13 protein-coding genes are annotated in these 14,212 nt (G+C 72.4%); 7 read left to right on the forward strand and 6 right to left on the reverse strand.

Annotated elements, in window-relative coordinates; translation table 11 throughout:
• Window positions 1-169 precede the first annotated feature (169 nt).
• The gene (locus ACIHEI_RS09830) at window positions 170-811 is read right to left on the reverse strand and encodes a TetR/AcrR family transcriptional regulator (RefSeq protein WP_387643428.1); all 642 of its coding nucleotides are present in this window, start codon (window positions 809-811) and stop codon (window positions 170-172) included.
• A 23-nt stretch (window positions 812-834) separates the two neighbouring features.
• On the reverse strand, window positions 835-2,448 hold the full coding sequence (locus ACIHEI_RS09835; RefSeq protein ID WP_396606257.1) for an MFS transporter: 1,614 nt from the start codon (window positions 2,446-2,448) through the stop codon (window positions 835-837).
• 213 nt (window positions 2,449-2,661) lie between these two features.
• Here ACIHEI_RS09835 and panB point away from each other — a divergent pair, with 213 nt between their 5' ends.
• The 3 genes from panB to ACIHEI_RS09850 all read left to right on the forward strand — a co-directional run bounded on the left by panB (window position 2,662) and on the right by ACIHEI_RS09850 (window position 5,572).
• Window positions 2,662-3,531, forward strand: coding sequence for a 3-methyl-2-oxobutanoate hydroxymethyltransferase (panB, locus tag ACIHEI_RS09840; RefSeq protein WP_387643424.1), 870 nt, complete (start codon window positions 2,662-2,664; stop codon window positions 3,529-3,531).
• 233 nt (window positions 3,532-3,764) lie between these two features.
• Complete coding sequence (locus tag ACIHEI_RS09845; RefSeq protein ID WP_396606258.1) at window positions 3,765-4,745, forward strand: ATP-binding cassette domain-containing protein; 981 nt, start codon at window positions 3,765-3,767, stop codon at window positions 4,743-4,745.
• Window positions 4,742-5,572 (forward strand): ABC transporter permease, encoded by an 831-nt coding sequence (locus ACIHEI_RS09850; protein ID WP_396606259.1) that lies wholly within the window; start codon window positions 4,742-4,744, stop codon window positions 5,570-5,572. Before ACIHEI_RS09845 ends, ACIHEI_RS09850 begins: the two co-directional genes overlap by 4 nt.
• 22 nt (window positions 5,573-5,594) lie before the next feature.
• Here ACIHEI_RS09850 and ACIHEI_RS09855 read toward each other — a convergent pair whose 3' ends face one another.
• Window positions 5,595-8,897 carry an ATP-binding protein gene (locus ACIHEI_RS09855; RefSeq protein WP_396606260.1) on the reverse strand — a complete coding sequence of 1,101 codons (3,303 nt, stop codon included), beginning with the start codon at window positions 8,895-8,897 and terminating at the stop codon, window positions 5,595-5,597.
• A gap of 158 nt (window positions 8,898-9,055) precedes the next feature.
• Between ACIHEI_RS09855 and ACIHEI_RS09860 the strand changes: the two genes are divergently transcribed.
• Window positions 9,056-9,871 carry a site-2 protease family protein gene (locus tag ACIHEI_RS09860; protein ID WP_396606261.1) on the forward strand — a complete coding sequence of 272 codons (816 nt, stop codon included), beginning with the start codon at window positions 9,056-9,058 and terminating at the stop codon, window positions 9,869-9,871.
• A 16-nt stretch (window positions 9,872-9,887) separates the two neighbouring features.
• On the opposite strand, the gene ACIHEI_RS09865 is transcribed toward ACIHEI_RS09860, so the two are convergent.
• Both ACIHEI_RS09865 and npdG read right to left on the reverse strand, forming a co-directional pair.
• On the reverse strand, window positions 9,888-10,082 hold the full coding sequence (locus ACIHEI_RS09865; protein ID WP_387643414.1) for a hypothetical protein: 195 nt from the start codon (window positions 10,080-10,082) through the stop codon (window positions 9,888-9,890).
• 129 nt (window positions 10,083-10,211) lie between these two features.
• Window positions 10,212-10,913, reverse strand: a complete 702-nt coding sequence (gene npdG, locus ACIHEI_RS09870; RefSeq protein WP_392947754.1) for an NADPH-dependent F420 reductase — start codon at window positions 10,911-10,913, stop codon at window positions 10,212-10,214.
• 47 nt (window positions 10,914-10,960) lie between these two features.
• Between npdG and ACIHEI_RS09875 the strand changes: the two genes are divergently transcribed.
• On the forward strand, window positions 10,961-11,539 hold the full coding sequence (locus tag ACIHEI_RS09875; RefSeq protein WP_396606262.1) for a hypothetical protein: 579 nt from the start codon (window positions 10,961-10,963) through the stop codon (window positions 11,537-11,539).
• A gap of 57 nt (window positions 11,540-11,596) precedes the next feature.
• Window positions 11,597-12,922, forward strand: coding sequence for an MFS transporter (locus tag ACIHEI_RS09880; RefSeq protein ID WP_392947749.1), 1,326 nt, complete (start codon window positions 11,597-11,599; stop codon window positions 12,920-12,922).
• 7 nt (window positions 12,923-12,929) lie between these two features.
• Here the strand turns inward: ACIHEI_RS09880 and ACIHEI_RS09885 are convergent, their stop codons facing one another.
• A complete protein-coding gene (locus ACIHEI_RS09885) occupies window positions 12,930-13,157 on the reverse strand; it encodes a hypothetical protein (protein ID WP_396606263.1) in 228 nt (75 codons plus the stop codon).
• Between the two features lie 125 nt (window positions 13,158-13,282).
• Between ACIHEI_RS09885 and map the strand changes: the two genes are divergently transcribed.
• Window positions 13,283-14,128, forward strand: coding sequence for a type I methionyl aminopeptidase (gene map, locus ACIHEI_RS09890; protein ID WP_396606264.1), 846 nt, complete (start codon window positions 13,283-13,285; stop codon window positions 14,126-14,128).
• The last annotated feature ends 84 nt before the right edge of the window (window positions 14,129-14,212 follow it).

The raw sequence follows: 14,212 nt of genomic DNA on the forward strand, positions 1-14,212 counted from the left end.
TCAGCGCGCGGCTCCCCCAGCCCTTGCGGGCTGGGAGGTGCCCCCATTTCGCGCCCGGCTGGGCGTGCCGCCGGAACGTCCTCGTACTGGGTGTACTTGGATGTTTCGGCGGTGCGTCCAGGCGGGATGATCCGGCGTCGCGCGCCCGGCAAGATCGGCCGGACAGGCCCTAACGGGCGGCGATGCCCTCCAGGACGGCGTCGATCATCTGGCGGGGCAGGTCGGGGTCCTCCAGCGGTGCGTCGTCCCACAGGACGGTGCGCAGCAGGATCGGTCCGATGAGCATCTCGCAGAGCAGCTCGACGTCCACGTCGGAGCGGAGTTCGCCCGCCTCGACGCCGCGCCGGACGATCTGCCGGATCAGTTCGCGGCGCGGATGGACCACCCGTTCGTGGTACGTCTGCTTGAGTTCGGGCCAGCTGTTCATCTGCCCGAGCGCGGACTTGACGATCCACCGGGAGCGCTTGATCAGGCCGCGCCGGCGCATGTAGTCGACGGCGCTGATCAGGTCGTCGCGGTAGGTGGGGCCGGCCAGCGGGGGCATCGGCTCCTCCAGCCGGGCGACCACGTCCACCAGCAGGGCTTCCTTGTTGGGCCAGCGCCGGTAGATGGTGGCCTTGCCGACGCCCGCCTCGGCGGCGATCCGCTCCATGGACAGCTCGGCCAGGCCGACGCCGTCCTCCATCAGCTTCTCGACGGCGCCGTAGATCGCCTGCTCGGCGGCCTCGCTGCGCGGGCGGCCCCGCCGCGGAGCGTCCTGCTCCGCGGCGGGGCCGTGGCACGGCTTGAGCGGAGTGTCGGCGCTTGTCATGGCCTTATTCTCCACCCTGCCGATCAGACCTTGGCGGGACTCGCGCCGGAGTCCGCCTTGCCCTGCGCGTCGGCCCGGCCGGCCGGGCCGCCGGGGGCGGCGGGGAGCTTGCCGGGCAGCAGCGCCATCGCGAGCACCGCGCCAAGCACGGTGACGCCGGCCGAGACCGCGGAGACCACGTGCATGGCGTGGATGAACGCGTCCTTCGCCGGGTCGACCAGATCCGGCAGGTGCAGCTTCTCGGCCGTCCCGAGGGTGGACTCGATCGACTCGCCGGCCCGGTCGCGGAGCTGCTCCGGCACGGTGCCGAGGTGGTTCTCCATGCCGTTGCGGTACACGGTGGACAGCAGCGCGCCCAGCACCGCGATGCCCAGCGAGCCGCCGACCTGGCGGAAGGTGTTGTTCAGCGCGGAGCCCGCGCCGGCCTTCTCGCGCGGCAGCGCGCCCATGATGGCGACCGTCACCGGCGGCATCACGTGCGCCATGCCGGTGCCCATCACGAAGCCGAGCACGATCAGCAGCCAGATCGGGCTGGTCGCGGTCAGGAAGGCGTAGCCGAGGAAGCCGACGGTGACCAGCAGCATGCCGCCGGCGCAGGTCAGCCGGACGCCGATCCGGTCGACCACCAGCCGGGCCCGGGGCGCGAAGATCAGCTGGGCGACGGCCAGCGGCAGCATCAGCTCACCGGCCTGCAGGGCGCTGTAGCCGCGCACGCTCTGGATGTAGAACACGCCGAAGAACGAGACGCCCATCAGCGCGAAGAACACGATGCCGACGACGCCGATCGACGCGGAGAACACCTTGTTGCGGAACCAGGTGACGTCCAGCGCGGGGTGGCTGGTGTGCTTCTCGAACAGCACGAACGCGGCCAGCGCGACCACACCGATCAGGGTCGGCACCCACGCCTCGGGGGCGGTGAAGTCGGCGAGTTCGCCGCCCTTGATGATGCCGTAGATCAGCGCCACCAGGCCGACCACCGAGAGCAGCACGCCGACCGGGTCGAGCTTGCCCGGGTTGGGGTCCTTGGAGTCCGGGACCAGCCAGCCCATCAGGCCGAGCGCGAGGATCACGATGGGGACGTTCACCAGGAACACCGAGCCCCACCAGAAGTGCTCGATCAGCAGGCCGCCGGTGATCGGGCCGATGGCGATCGCCAGGCCCACCGCGCCGGCCCAGATGCCGATCGCCTTGGGCTGCTCGTGCCGTTCGAAGACGTTCATGATGATGGCCAGCGTCGCCGGCATCACGAACGCGCCGCCGAGGCCCATCACCGCGCGGTAGCCGATGAGTTCGCCCGGGCTGGCGGCGAAGGCGGACAGCAGCGAGCCGAGGCCGAAGACCACCATGCCGGACAGCAGGGTCCACTTCCGGCCGAACCGGTCGCCCAGCAGGCCGGCGGTGAACAGCAGGCCGGCGAAGACCAGCGTGTAGGAGTTGATCGCCCATTCCAGGTCGCTCTGGCTCGCGCCGAGGCCCACCGGGGCGGGGGTGGCGATGGTCTTCATCGCCACGTTGAGGATCGAATTGTCGAGCACGACGACGAGCAGGGCGAGCACCAGGGTGCCCAGGATCCACCAGCGTCGGCGGTGTACGGCTTCCGGCACCCGAGGTGCCGGCGGCGCGGTCGGCGAGGTCATACGAGCAGACTAGCCGCCTATTCGATACGAGACGGTCCCGTATCGTAACGGTCGGGACACCGTACGGCAAAGACCTCCCCAAGAACCCCTCCGAACGGCCGGGGACGGCAGGACTCCCGCCCCTTTGCTGACGGCCCGTGGCATGCAAGCATGGAGCCAGATCCGGGGACGCCGCACGGCGCCACGAGACGACACACACCAGGAGTCTGTTCAATGAACGCCTCTCCGCTTCAGCCTGCCCAGCCGCAGGACGCGCCCGCCACCCTCTACGGCGGGGTCACCAACCGGCGGGTCACCGTCCGGGACCTCGCCAAGGCCAAGCGCAACGGCGAACGGTGGGCCATGCTCACCGCCTACGACGCCCTCACCGCCGGCGTCTTCGACGAAGCCGGCATCCCCGTCCTGCTCGTCGGCGACTCCGCCGGCAACTGCCACCTCGGCTACGAGACCACCGTGCCGGTGACCATGGACCAGATGGTGATGCTCTCCGCCGCCGTCGTCCGCGGCACCCAGCGCGCCCTGATCGTCGCCGACCTGCCCTTCGGCTCCTACCAGGAGTCCCCCGCCCAGGCCATGCACAACGCGGCCCGCCTGATGAAGGAGGCCGGCGTCCACGCCGTCAAGCTCGAAGGCGGCGAACGCAGCGCCCGCACCATCGAACTCCTCGTCGAGGCCGGCATCCCCGTGATGGCCCACATCGGCCTCACCCCCCAGTCCGTGCACGCCTACGGCGGCTACCCCGTCCAGGGCCGCGGCGACGAGGCCGCCCACCAGCTGCTCCGCGACGCGAAGGCCGTCCAGCAGGCCGGCGCGTTCTCCGTCGTCCTCGAAGCCGTCCCCGCCGAACTCGCCGCCGAAGTCACCACCCACTCCGCGATCCCGACCGTCGGCATCGGCGGCGGCCCCGGCACCGACGCCCAGGTCCTCGTCTGGACCGACTTCGCCGGCATGACGGCCGGCCGCGTCCCCAAGTTCGTCAAGCAGTACGCCAACCTGCGCGCGACGCTGGCGCAGGCGGCGAGCGAGTTCGCCTCGGACGTCCGCGAAGGCACCTTCCCGGGCCCGGAGCACAGCTTCCAGTAAGGCGAGCCGGGGAGAGCACAACCAGGGGCGCGGGGAACTGCGCGAGGCGGAAGCCCTCCACCGCAAGATCGCGACGCAGGACAATGACCTGCACTTGATCGCGACCTTGCGGACGGGCTTTGCGCTTGTCGCGCAGTTCCCCGCGCCCCTGTTTTCGCACCCACACTCCGCTGTCATCCCCCCTGACAGCGGGCTGACAGCCCCGTGACAGCCGGCCCCGGCACGGTGTTCCCATGACACGAAACACGGGGAACGCCGTGGAGGTCCACGGCATTGTGAAGCACTACGGGGAGACGAAGGCCCTGGACGGGGTCGATCTGACGGTGCGCGAGGGGACGGTGCTGGGGCTGCTCGGGCCTAACGGGGCCGGGAAGACCACGCTGGTGCGGGTGCTGTCGACGTTGATCAAGCCGGATGCGGGCACGGCGTTCGTGGGTGGGTTCGACGTGTTGCGGCAGCCGAAGCAGTTGCGGCGGACGATCGGGCTGACCGGCCAGTACGCGTCGGTGGACGAGCTGCTGTCGGGCTACGAGAACCTGTACCTGATCGGGCGTCTGCTGGATCTGTCCGCCAAGGACGCCAAGGCCCGGGCGGCCGAGCTGCTGGAGCGGTTCTCGCTCACGGAGGCCGCCAAGCGCCCGGCGAAGGGCTATTCGGGTGGGATGCGGCGCCGCCTCGACCTCGCGGCGTCGATGATCGGCCGCCCGAAGGTGCTGTACCTGGACGAGCCCACCACCGGCCTGGATCCGCGGACCCGCAACGAGGTGTGGGACGAGGTGCGGCGGATGGTCGGTGAGGGGTCGACGGTGCTGCTGACCACCCAGTACATGGAGGAGGCGGAACAGCTCGCCGACGCGCTGACCGTGATCGACAAGGGCCGGGTGATCGCCAGTGGCGGCGTCCAGGAGCTGAAGACCCAGGTCGGCGGTCAGAGCCTGCAGGTGCGCCCGCTGCGGCCGGCGGAGCTGCCGGAGATGGCCCGTGTTCTGTGGGATGCCGGGATCCCGGCGACCTTCGCCGAAGACTCCGGCCTGCTCTCGGTGCACCTCATCGACGAGGGCCAACTGACCACAGTGATAGGCGTGTTGGGCACCCGAGGGTTCGGGATCGCCGGTATCGACACCAAGCTGCCGAGCCTGGACGAGGTCTTCCTGTCCATCACCGGCAAGCCGTCCGTCCCCGCCCCGGCCCGTGACAAGGAGCCCGTCGCATGAGCACCGCCACCCTGAGCCCCGCCCCGGCCGCCGCGTCCGTGCGGTCCGCCGACGACACCCGGATCGGCCTGCGCTCGAACCTGCGCCACCTGGGTGCGCTGACCCGCCGGAACCTGATGCGGATCAAGGCCGACCCGGAGTCCATGCTGGACGCCCTGCTGGTACCGGTCATCATGATCCTGCTGTTCGTCTACGTGTTCGGCGGCGCGATGGCCTCCAACCAACACGAGTACATGCAGTACATGGTGCCCGGCCTGCTCGGCACCACCGGCCTGAACCTGGCGATGGCGCTGGGCACCGGCCTGAACACGGACTTCCAGACCGGTGTGATGGATCGTTTCCGCACCCTGCCGATCGGGCGTTCGGCGGTACTGCTGTCGAAGATGATCGCGGAGACGCTGCGGGCGGTCGTCGCGTTCGTGGTGCTGATCGGTTTCGCGCTGATCCTCGGCCTGGAGGTCAAGGGCGGCCCGCTGGCGCTGCTGGCCGCGGTCGGTCTGTCGCTGGTGTTCGGCGCCTCGCTGATGTGGGTGTCGATGCTGCTGGGCATGGCGATGCGCAGTGCGCAGGCGGTGCAGGGCATGGCGATGCTGGTGATGATGCCGCTGCAGTTCGGCAGCTCGATCTTCGCCGATCCCAGCACCATGCCGGGCTGGTTGCAGGCGTTCACCAAGCACAATCCGCTGTCGGCGCTGGCGGATGCCTGCCGGGCGCTGATCAACGGCGGCGCGGTCGGCAACTCGGCGGTGACGGTGCTGATCTGGTCGGCGGCGATCACCGCGCTGACGGCGCCGCTGGCGGTGGCCCGCTTCCGCAAGCGCACCTGAACGCGGGCTGGGGAGGTCGGTCTCAGAACTCCCCGGGATCGTTCAGCAGGGCGGACGCCTCGTGCAGGTCGAGGCGCCCGCCCTGCTCGTGTGCCGTCGAGTACGCCGATTCGCCGAGCAGTTCGCGCAGGACCGCCTCGCAGCGGGCACGTTCGGCGCGCTCCATGAAGGAGCCGGAGGCGCCGCTGAGGCCCTCGTGCGCGCCGACCAGTTCGGCGCCGCGCCGGGCGGCGGCCGGGTTGCCCTCCTGCTGGGCCAGTTCGGCGAGGACGGCGGCCAGCGGGATCATCAGCATCATCGCCATGTGTTCGACGAAGACGGTGGCCCGGCCCTCCACCTCGGCCATCGCGCGGCGGCCCTCGCGCATCAGGGCCAGTCCGGTCCGCGGGTCGCCGGAGCGGGCGGTCACCCAGCCCCGGATGCAGGTGGTGATGCCGAGGAACACCCAGGGGAGCGGGCCGCGGGTGGGTACTTCGTCGGACAGTTCGTCGAGCACCGTCAGCGCCCCGGCGTACTCGCCGCGCTGCACGCACAGGTTGCACAGCACCAGGCGGCCGTAGAGCCGCGCGCCCTCGGCGTCCCGGCTGTCCACGGCGGCCTCGGCGACGGCCTCGCGGACCATCCGCTCGCCGGCCGCCGGGTCCGATTCGGCGATCACCTCGCCGAGCCGGGCGCGCAGCAGCGGCACCTCCTGGCGGGCGCCGAGCCGGACGGCCAGCTCGATCGCCTCGCGGAAGGCCCGTTCGGCGAGCGCGCGGTCGCCGGACTTGGTGGCGTTCTCCGCCTTCGCGGCCAGCGCGTCGGAGCTGCCCCACAGGTCGCCCTGCGCGGTGTACAGGGCGAGCGCCTCCTCACTGTCGGCGATCGCCTGCTCCAGTCCCCCGGCCAGGTCGTTGAGCAGCCGGGCGCGCATTTGCAGGGCGAACGCCAGGTCGCCGGGGGCGCCGTGGCGGCGGGCGCCGGCCACCGCGTCGTCCAGCACCGCCCGGGTGCGGTCCATCTCGCCGGTGAGGAAGACCGCGAACACCCGGCTGAGCACCGGGGCCTGGTAGGACTGCGGCAGGTCGGGGGTGTAGACCTCCAGCACCCGGTGGGCGGTTTTCAGCGCGGCGGCGTCGTCGAGCATCCCGAGGTCGCCGGAGAACATGCTGATCAGCCGGTGCAGCCCGAGGTGGCGGCGGGCCTCCTGGAGGACCTCGGGCGGCAGTGGCGGCGGCTGGTCGAGCGGGCCGGCGGTGAGCGGGACGGGCATCGGGGCGTCGTCGGCGAACGGCTCGGGGCCGAGCGCGGCGGCTGCTTCGTACCAACCGCGGGCCTCGGTGCGGTAGTCGCGCAGCGACCAGTAGCCGGCCATCGACAGCGCCAGTACCAGCACCTCCTGCTCCTGCTCGGCGTCGACGGCGCGGCGCAGCGCGGCCCGGACGTTCTCCTGTTCGCGGTCCAGCCGGGCGAGTTCGTCGAGCTGGTCGTGGCCGCGCAGGCGGAGGGCGGCGGTCCGGGCGACTTCCCGGTAGTGCCTGGTGTGGCGGTGGGCGACCTCGGGTTCGGCGGCCTCGGCGAGGCGTTCGGCCGCGTACTCGTGGATGGTCTCCAGCATCCAGTAGCGCGGCTGTTCGCCGAGCCCGGCCACCAGCAGGGACTTGTCGACCAGCGACAGCAGCAGGTCGGCGACCTCCGCCCGGGGCACCTCGGCGTCCGCGAGCACGGCCTCGGCGGCCTCCAGGGTGCAGCCGCCGGCGAACACCGACAGCCGTCGCAGCACGGCGCGTTCGCGCGGGCCGAGCAGGTCCCAGGACCAGTCGACGACGGCGCGCAGGGTCTGCTGGCGGGGCAGCAGGGTGCGGGAGCCGGCGGTGAGCAGCGCGAACCTGGAGTCCAGCCGGTCGGCGAGCTGGCGGGGGGTGAGTCCGCGCAGCCGGGCGGCGGCGAGTTCGATGGCCAGCGGCAGGCCGTCCAGGCGGCGGCAGAGTTCGGCGCAGGCCTCCGGGTCCTGGTCGGTGCGGAAGCCGGGGCGGGCGGCGGCGCCGCGGTCGGCGAGCAGCCGCAGCGCGGACGGGTCGGGCAGCGGCTCGACGGGCAGCACGGTCTCGCCGGGGACGCCGAGCGGTTCGCGGCTGGTGGCGAGGACGGTGATGCCCGGGCAGTCGGCGAGCAGCCGGTCGGCGAGGTCGGCGGCGGCCTGGACGACGTGTTCGCAGTTGTCGAGCAGCAGCAGCAGGCGCCGGCGGCCGAGGTGGTCGACGACCCGGCTCACCGGGTCCTTGCGGCCGCCCTCGATCACCTCGGCGACGGTGCCGCCGGTGTGCAGCACGGTCTCGCGCAGGCCGAGCGCGGCGGCGACCGCGGCGGGGACGGCGGCGGGGTCGTCCAGCGGTGCGAGTTCGACCTGCCAGACGCCGCCGGGCCAGTTGGCGGTGCTCTGTTCGCGGCGGCCGGCCTCGACGGACAGCCGGGTCTTGCCGGAGCCGCCGGGGCCGGTCAGCGTGGTAAGCCGGCCGGCGGTCAACGCGCGTGCCACGGTGGCGAGTTCGCCCTCGCGGCCGACGAAGCTGGTGCGGCCGGGGCGCAGGTTGCCGGCGGCAGTGGTCGGCGCAGCGGGAGCGGTTTCGGGCGCGGTGGTGAGCAACTCGCGGTGCAGGGCGCGCAGTTCGGGGCCGGGGTCGGTGCCGAGCCGGTCGGCGAGGGTGTGGCGGATCTCCTCGTAGCGGGAGAGCGCCTCGGCGGTACGGCCGGCCGCGCGCAGGGCGCGCAGCTGGAGGGCCTGGAGCTGCTCGTCCAGCGGGTGGTCCCGGCAGAGTTCGGCGAGTTCGGCGGTGACCTCGGCGGCCCGGCCGAGGGCCAGTTGGGCGGTCAGCCGGTGCCGGCGGGCGTCCTCGCGCTGGGCCTCCAGGCGGGCGGCGGGGGCGGTGCGGTCGGGCAGGTCGGCGAGCGCGGGGCCGCGCCACAGGGCGAGCGCGGCGGTGAGCCGGTCGGCGGCGGCCGCCGGGTCGCCGTCGGCGAGGGCGCGGACGCCGTCGGCGGCCAGCCGCTGGAATTCGGCGACGTCGGTGTGCGGGCCGGTCAGCCAGTAGCCGGCCGGCCCGGAGCCGATCTCGTCCCGGCCGACGGTGCGGCGCAGCCGGCCGACCAGCGTCTGCAGTGCGGCGGCGGCGTCCTGCGGCGATTCCTCCGCCCACACCTCGTCGGCGAGCAACTCGGCCGGGACGGGCCGGCCTTGGCGCAGCGCGAGCGCGGCGAGCAGGGCGCGCAGCCGGGCGCCGCCGAGCGCGATCGCCGTGCCGTCGTCGTGGTGGGCGGTGGTGGTGCCGAGGATGCCGTAATGCACCCGCCCATTCTGCGGGACGCGTCCGGCGCCCCGGGCGCACACCCGTACGGAACGCTGGGCTGCCGCCGTCCGTTCATCCATGGCCGCTTGTCGGGTGCGCCCGGTGCCCGGCATCATCGGACGTCCGCCCGACCCCCATGTTCCGGAGCCTTCTCGTCATGACCTACGCCAGCACCGGCCAGCGCAGCGCGGAGAGCCGGGTCAGCCCGATCTTCCTGGCGCTGGCCGGCACCTTCGTCGCCTCCGGCTTCGCGCTGGCCACCGGCTGGGGCAACGCCCGGCTGGGCGTGTTCCTGTTCGTGGTGGCGGGCTGGATGGTCTCGCTCTGCCTGCACGAGTACGCGCACGCGCGCACGGCGCTGGCGGGCGGTGACATCACGGTCGGCACCAAGGGCTATCTGACGCTGAACCCGCTGAAGTACGGGCATGTGGTGCTGAGTTTCGTGCTGCCGGTGATCTTCGTGATCATGGGCGGTATCGGTCTGCCGGGCGGCGCGGTCTACATCGAGCGGGACCGGATCTCCGGCCGTCTCAAGCACAGCCTGATCTCGGCGGCCGGCCCGCTGGTGAACGCGCTGTTCGGCATCGTGCTGCTGGTGGCGGTCAGCCAGGGCTGGTTCGACAACCCGAACGTGCCGGCCCACTACGACGGCGAGGAGCTGATGTTCTCCCCGCTGCCGGCCGCCCTGGGCTTCCTCGCCTACCTCCAGGTCACCGCGGCGATCCTGAACCTGCTGCCGGTGCCGGGCCTGGACGGCTACGGCATCATCGAGCCCTGGCTGTCGCCCAAGACCCGTCGGGCGATCGCCCCGTACGCGCCCTACGGCATGCTGCTGCTGTTCGCGCTGGTGTGGCAGAGCCAGGTCGGCCAGTGGCTGTACGACCTCACCATGGGGATCTTCGACCTGTTCGGCGCGGACTCGCACTACGCGGCGGTCGGCCGGCTGCTGTTCAGCTTCTGGAAGACCTACTGAGCCCGCGCCATCCGCTCTATTGGGCCTGCGGCTGCTGCGCGCGGGCCCGCTCGGCGCGGTCCTTGCGCAGGTAGTACCAGGCGATGTTGCTGGCCACGCCGGCCATCAGCACCCACACCACGCCGAGCCAGTTGCCCTCGACGAACGAGACCACCGCGGCAGTCACGGCCAGGGCCAGGACGATCGTGGCGTACAGGGCGTTGCGGGGCATGGCGGGACTCCTCGGGCGGGCGGTGTGGCTCCGCCATTCTCGCCGACCGAACAGCCCGCACCGGCCGGGGGTGGCCGGTGCGCGCCGCGGCGTGGGTCACACCGCGGCGCGCCCGGCTCAGACGTCGGCTCACACGTCGGTGATCCGCAGGCCCGCGTGCGCCTTGTAGCGGCGGTTGACCGAGATCAGGTTGGCCACCAGCGCCTCCACCTGGTGGGCGTTGCGCAGCCGCCCGGCGAAGATGCCGCGCATGCCGGGGATCCGGCCGGCCAGGGCCTGCACGGTGTCGGTGGCGGCGCGGTCCTCGCCGAGCACCATCACGTCGGTGTCGATCGACTCCACCGTTTCGTCCTGCAGCAGCACCGCCGACAGGTGGTGGAAGGCGGCGGTGACGGTGGAGTCCGGCAGCAGCGCGGCGGCCTGCTGGGCGGCGGAACCCTCGGGGACCTGGAGCGCGTAGGCGCCCTGCTTGTCGAAGCCCAGCGGGTTGACGCAGTCCACCACGATCTTCCCGGCGAGTTCGGCGCGCAGCGAGGTGAGCGTCTCGGCGTGGCCGTCCCACGGCACCGCGACGATCACCACGTCGCTCTCCCGGGCGCACCGCCCGTTGTCGGCGCCGCGGATGCCCAGACCGAGCTGCGAGGCGCAGTCCTCGGCGCGCTCGGCGCTGCGGGAGCCGATGATCACCTGCTGACCGGCCTTGGCGAGCCGGTAGGCGAGGCCGCGGCCCTGGTCACCGGTGCCGCCGAGGACTCCCACCACGAGCTCGGAGACGTCCGGCAGCTGTCGGCCCGGTCCGGCCGTCGCGTTCACTGAATCGGGTTGCGTCATGCGGAAGATCCTGCCAAACGGCCTGCCCGGGCAGCATGCTGTCGCGCATGGACGCGGTGAGAGTTTCCGCACTCCGGCAGTCACTGTCCGGCACCGGCTGGCCCGAGCGGGCGGGCGCCTTCGCCTCCGCACTGCGCGGCTCGGTCACCCGGCGCAGCGCCACCGGCCTGCTGCTGGTCGGCACCCCCCACTACGAGCCGTGGCACCTGGCCGCGCACCTGAGCGACGAGGCCGCGTACAGCGGGGTTCCCGAGCTGGTCCCGACCCTGCTGCGGCACACCGTGCCGGCGGGCGCGCCGAACCATCTGGCGTGCGGGCTGCCCCGGCTCGAGGAGGCACGCACCGGCGCAACGGTGCTGCTGATCGCCCCCGCGCCCGCCGACGAGCCCCTGCTGGAGCGCCTCGACGGTGCCCGCCGGGCCGGCGCGGTGCTGCTCGCCCTGGACGGCGGCGACCCCGAGCTGACGGCGCTGGCGCACGAGCGGCTGACGGTGCCGGACGCCGAGCCCGAACCGTTCGAACTGGTCCAGCACCTGGTCAGCTCGGCCACCTCGGCGGTGCCGCCGCGCTCGCGGCTGGCCCGGCTGGCGGAGCGGCTGACCGCCTCGCCGGTGCTGCGCTGGTGACGGCCCGACAGAAAACCGGTTGCCCCGTTCCGTCCGCTTACCGCAGCATCTGACCATGTGACGTCTGCTGCCCGTTTCTTCCGCAAGCTCGCCCCGGATCTGACGCCCTGGCGCTCCTCCCGGGATTTCCGGCTGCTCTGGACGTCGGGCTGCATCACCGGCTTCGGCAGCTTCCTCACGTACGTCGCGGTGCCGATCCAGATCAAGCAGCTGACCGACTCGACCCTCGCGGTCGGCCTGGTCGGCGCGTTCGAGCTGGTGCCGCTGGTGGTGTTCGGCCTGTGGGGTGGCGCGCTGGCGGACGCGCTGGACCGCCGCCGCCTGGTGCTGCTCACCGAGGCGGGCCTGGCGCTGCTGGCCGCGCTGATGCTTGCCAACGCACTGCTGCCGCATCCGCTGCTGTGGCCGATCTACCTGGTGGCGGCGCTGACGGCAGCGCTGGACGGCATGCAGCGTCCGGCGCTTGACTCGATGATCCCGCGGGTGGTCGGGCACGATCAGCTGCCCGCCGCGTTCGCGCTCAACTCGCTGTACCGCAACGTCGCTTCGGTGGCCGGCCCGCCGCTGGCGGGCGTGATCGTCACGCTCGCCGGGGCGCGCGTCGCCTACGCGCTGGACTTGACGACCTTCCTGGTCTCGCTGACGCTGATCGTCCGGATGCGCCCGGTGCCGCCCGCCGAGAGCGCCGACCGCCCGTCGCTGCGCAGCATCGGGCAGGGCCTGAGCTATGCCTGGAGCCGCAAGGACCTGCTGGGCACCTACGCGATCGACACGGTGGCGATGCTGTTCGCCTTCCCCGTCGCGGTGTTCCCGTTCCTGGCCGCAGAGTTGGACGCGGAGTGGGCGCTGGGCCTGCTGTACTCGGCGATGGCGGCCGGCGCGCTGGTGGTGTCGGCGACCAGCGGCTGGATGTCGCGCGTCCACCGGCACGGCCGGATGCTGCTGTTCGCGGCGCTCGGCTGGGGCGCGTCGATGGCGCTGGCGGGCCTCGCCGGGAACATCTGGCTGGTGCTGGTGTGCCTGGCGCTGGCGGGCGCCGCCGACGACATCAGCGGGGTGGCCCGGTCGACGATCTGGAACCAGTCCATCCCCGACGAGCTGCGCGGCCGCCTCGCCGGGGTGGAGGTGCTGTCGTACTCGGTCGGCCCGCAGCTGGGCCAGGTCCGGGCCGGCGGCATGGCCGCGATGATCGGGACGCGGGCCTCGATCTGGACCGGCGGCGTGATGTGCGTGCTGGGCGTGCTGGCGCTGACGGCGTCCATCCCCAAGCTGCTGGCCTGGGACTCCCGCACCGACCCGCACGCACTGGCGGTGCGGGCCCAGCACGAGCGGCAGGCGGCGGAAGCGGCGAAGGCGGCGGGCGTCTCCGAGGGCGTGTCCTGAGCCTCCGTCAGCCTTCGGTGCCCGGCTCGTCCTCGTCGTTCCAGCGCGGGTCCTGCTTCCACTCCTGGTTGCGCTCGGCGGCGGTCTCCAGGGCGCGCGCGGCCTCCTCGCGGGTGGCGTAGGGGCCGAGCCGGTCCTTGGCGGGGCACTCCGGGCCTTCCTCGACCTTGCCGTGCTTGATGCAGTAGAACCACTCCCCCGGCTGCCCGGTGGGCTTGCTGCGGCCGAACACCATCGTCTCGTCTCCCGTCCTGGTGGGCCCCGCGGCGAGGGCCGCGGCGGTCAGCAGTGATCATTCCCGGTGGCCCGGCCGCGCACACGGCCCGGGGCGGGCGGATGACGGCCGATACACTCGCGGTCATGGCTCTGGTACCCGGCACGCAGTCCCCCACCCGCAAGGTCCCCGCGCACATCGCGCGCCCGGAGTACGTCGGCAAGCCCGCGCCGACCCCGTACACCGGCCCCGAGGTGCAGACCGCGGAGACCGTCGAGAAGATGCGGATCGCCGGCCGGATCGCGGCGCAGGCGATGGCGGAGGCCGCGAAGCTGATCGCCCCCGGTGTCACCACCGACGCGCTCGACGCCGTCGCGCACGAGTACATGTGCGACCACGGCGCGTACCCGTCCGACCTCGGCTACCGGGGCTTCCCGAAGTCGGTCTGCACCTCGATCAACGAGGTGATCTGCCACGGCATCCCGGACTCGACCGTGCTGCAGGACGGCGACATCGTCAACATCGACGCCACCGCGTACATCCACGGGGTGCACGGCGACCTGAACGCCACCTACCTGTGCGGCAACGTGGACGAGGAGTCCCGGCTGCTGGTGGAGCGCACCCGGGAATCCCTCGACCGGGCGATCAAGGCGGTCAAGCCGGGCCGGCAGATCAACGTGATCGGGCGGGTCATCGAGTCCTACGCCAAGCGCTTCGGCTACGGCGTGGTCCGCGACTTCACCGGCCACGGCATCAACACCTCGTTCCACTCCGGCCTGATCATCCCGCACTACGACAGCGAGCGGGCCACCCAGGTGATCAAGCCGGGCATGACCTTCACCATCGAGCCGATGCTCACCCTGGGCAGCTACGACTACGACATCTGGCCGGACGGCTGGACGGTCGTCACCAAGGACCGCAAGCGCACCGCCCAGTTCGAGCACACCCTGGTGGTCACCGCCGACGGCGCGGAGATCCTCACCCTGCCCTGACCTTCCCGGTACGACGGAGCGGCCCGCCACCCCACCCGGGGGAACGGGCCGCTCCGTCGTTCCTGCTCCTGCTCCTGCTCCTGG

The sequence above is a fragment of the Kitasatospora sp. NPDC051984 genome (genome assembly GCF_044593455.1).
GTDB lineage: Bacteria > Actinomycetota > Actinomycetes > Streptomycetales > Streptomycetaceae > Kitasatospora.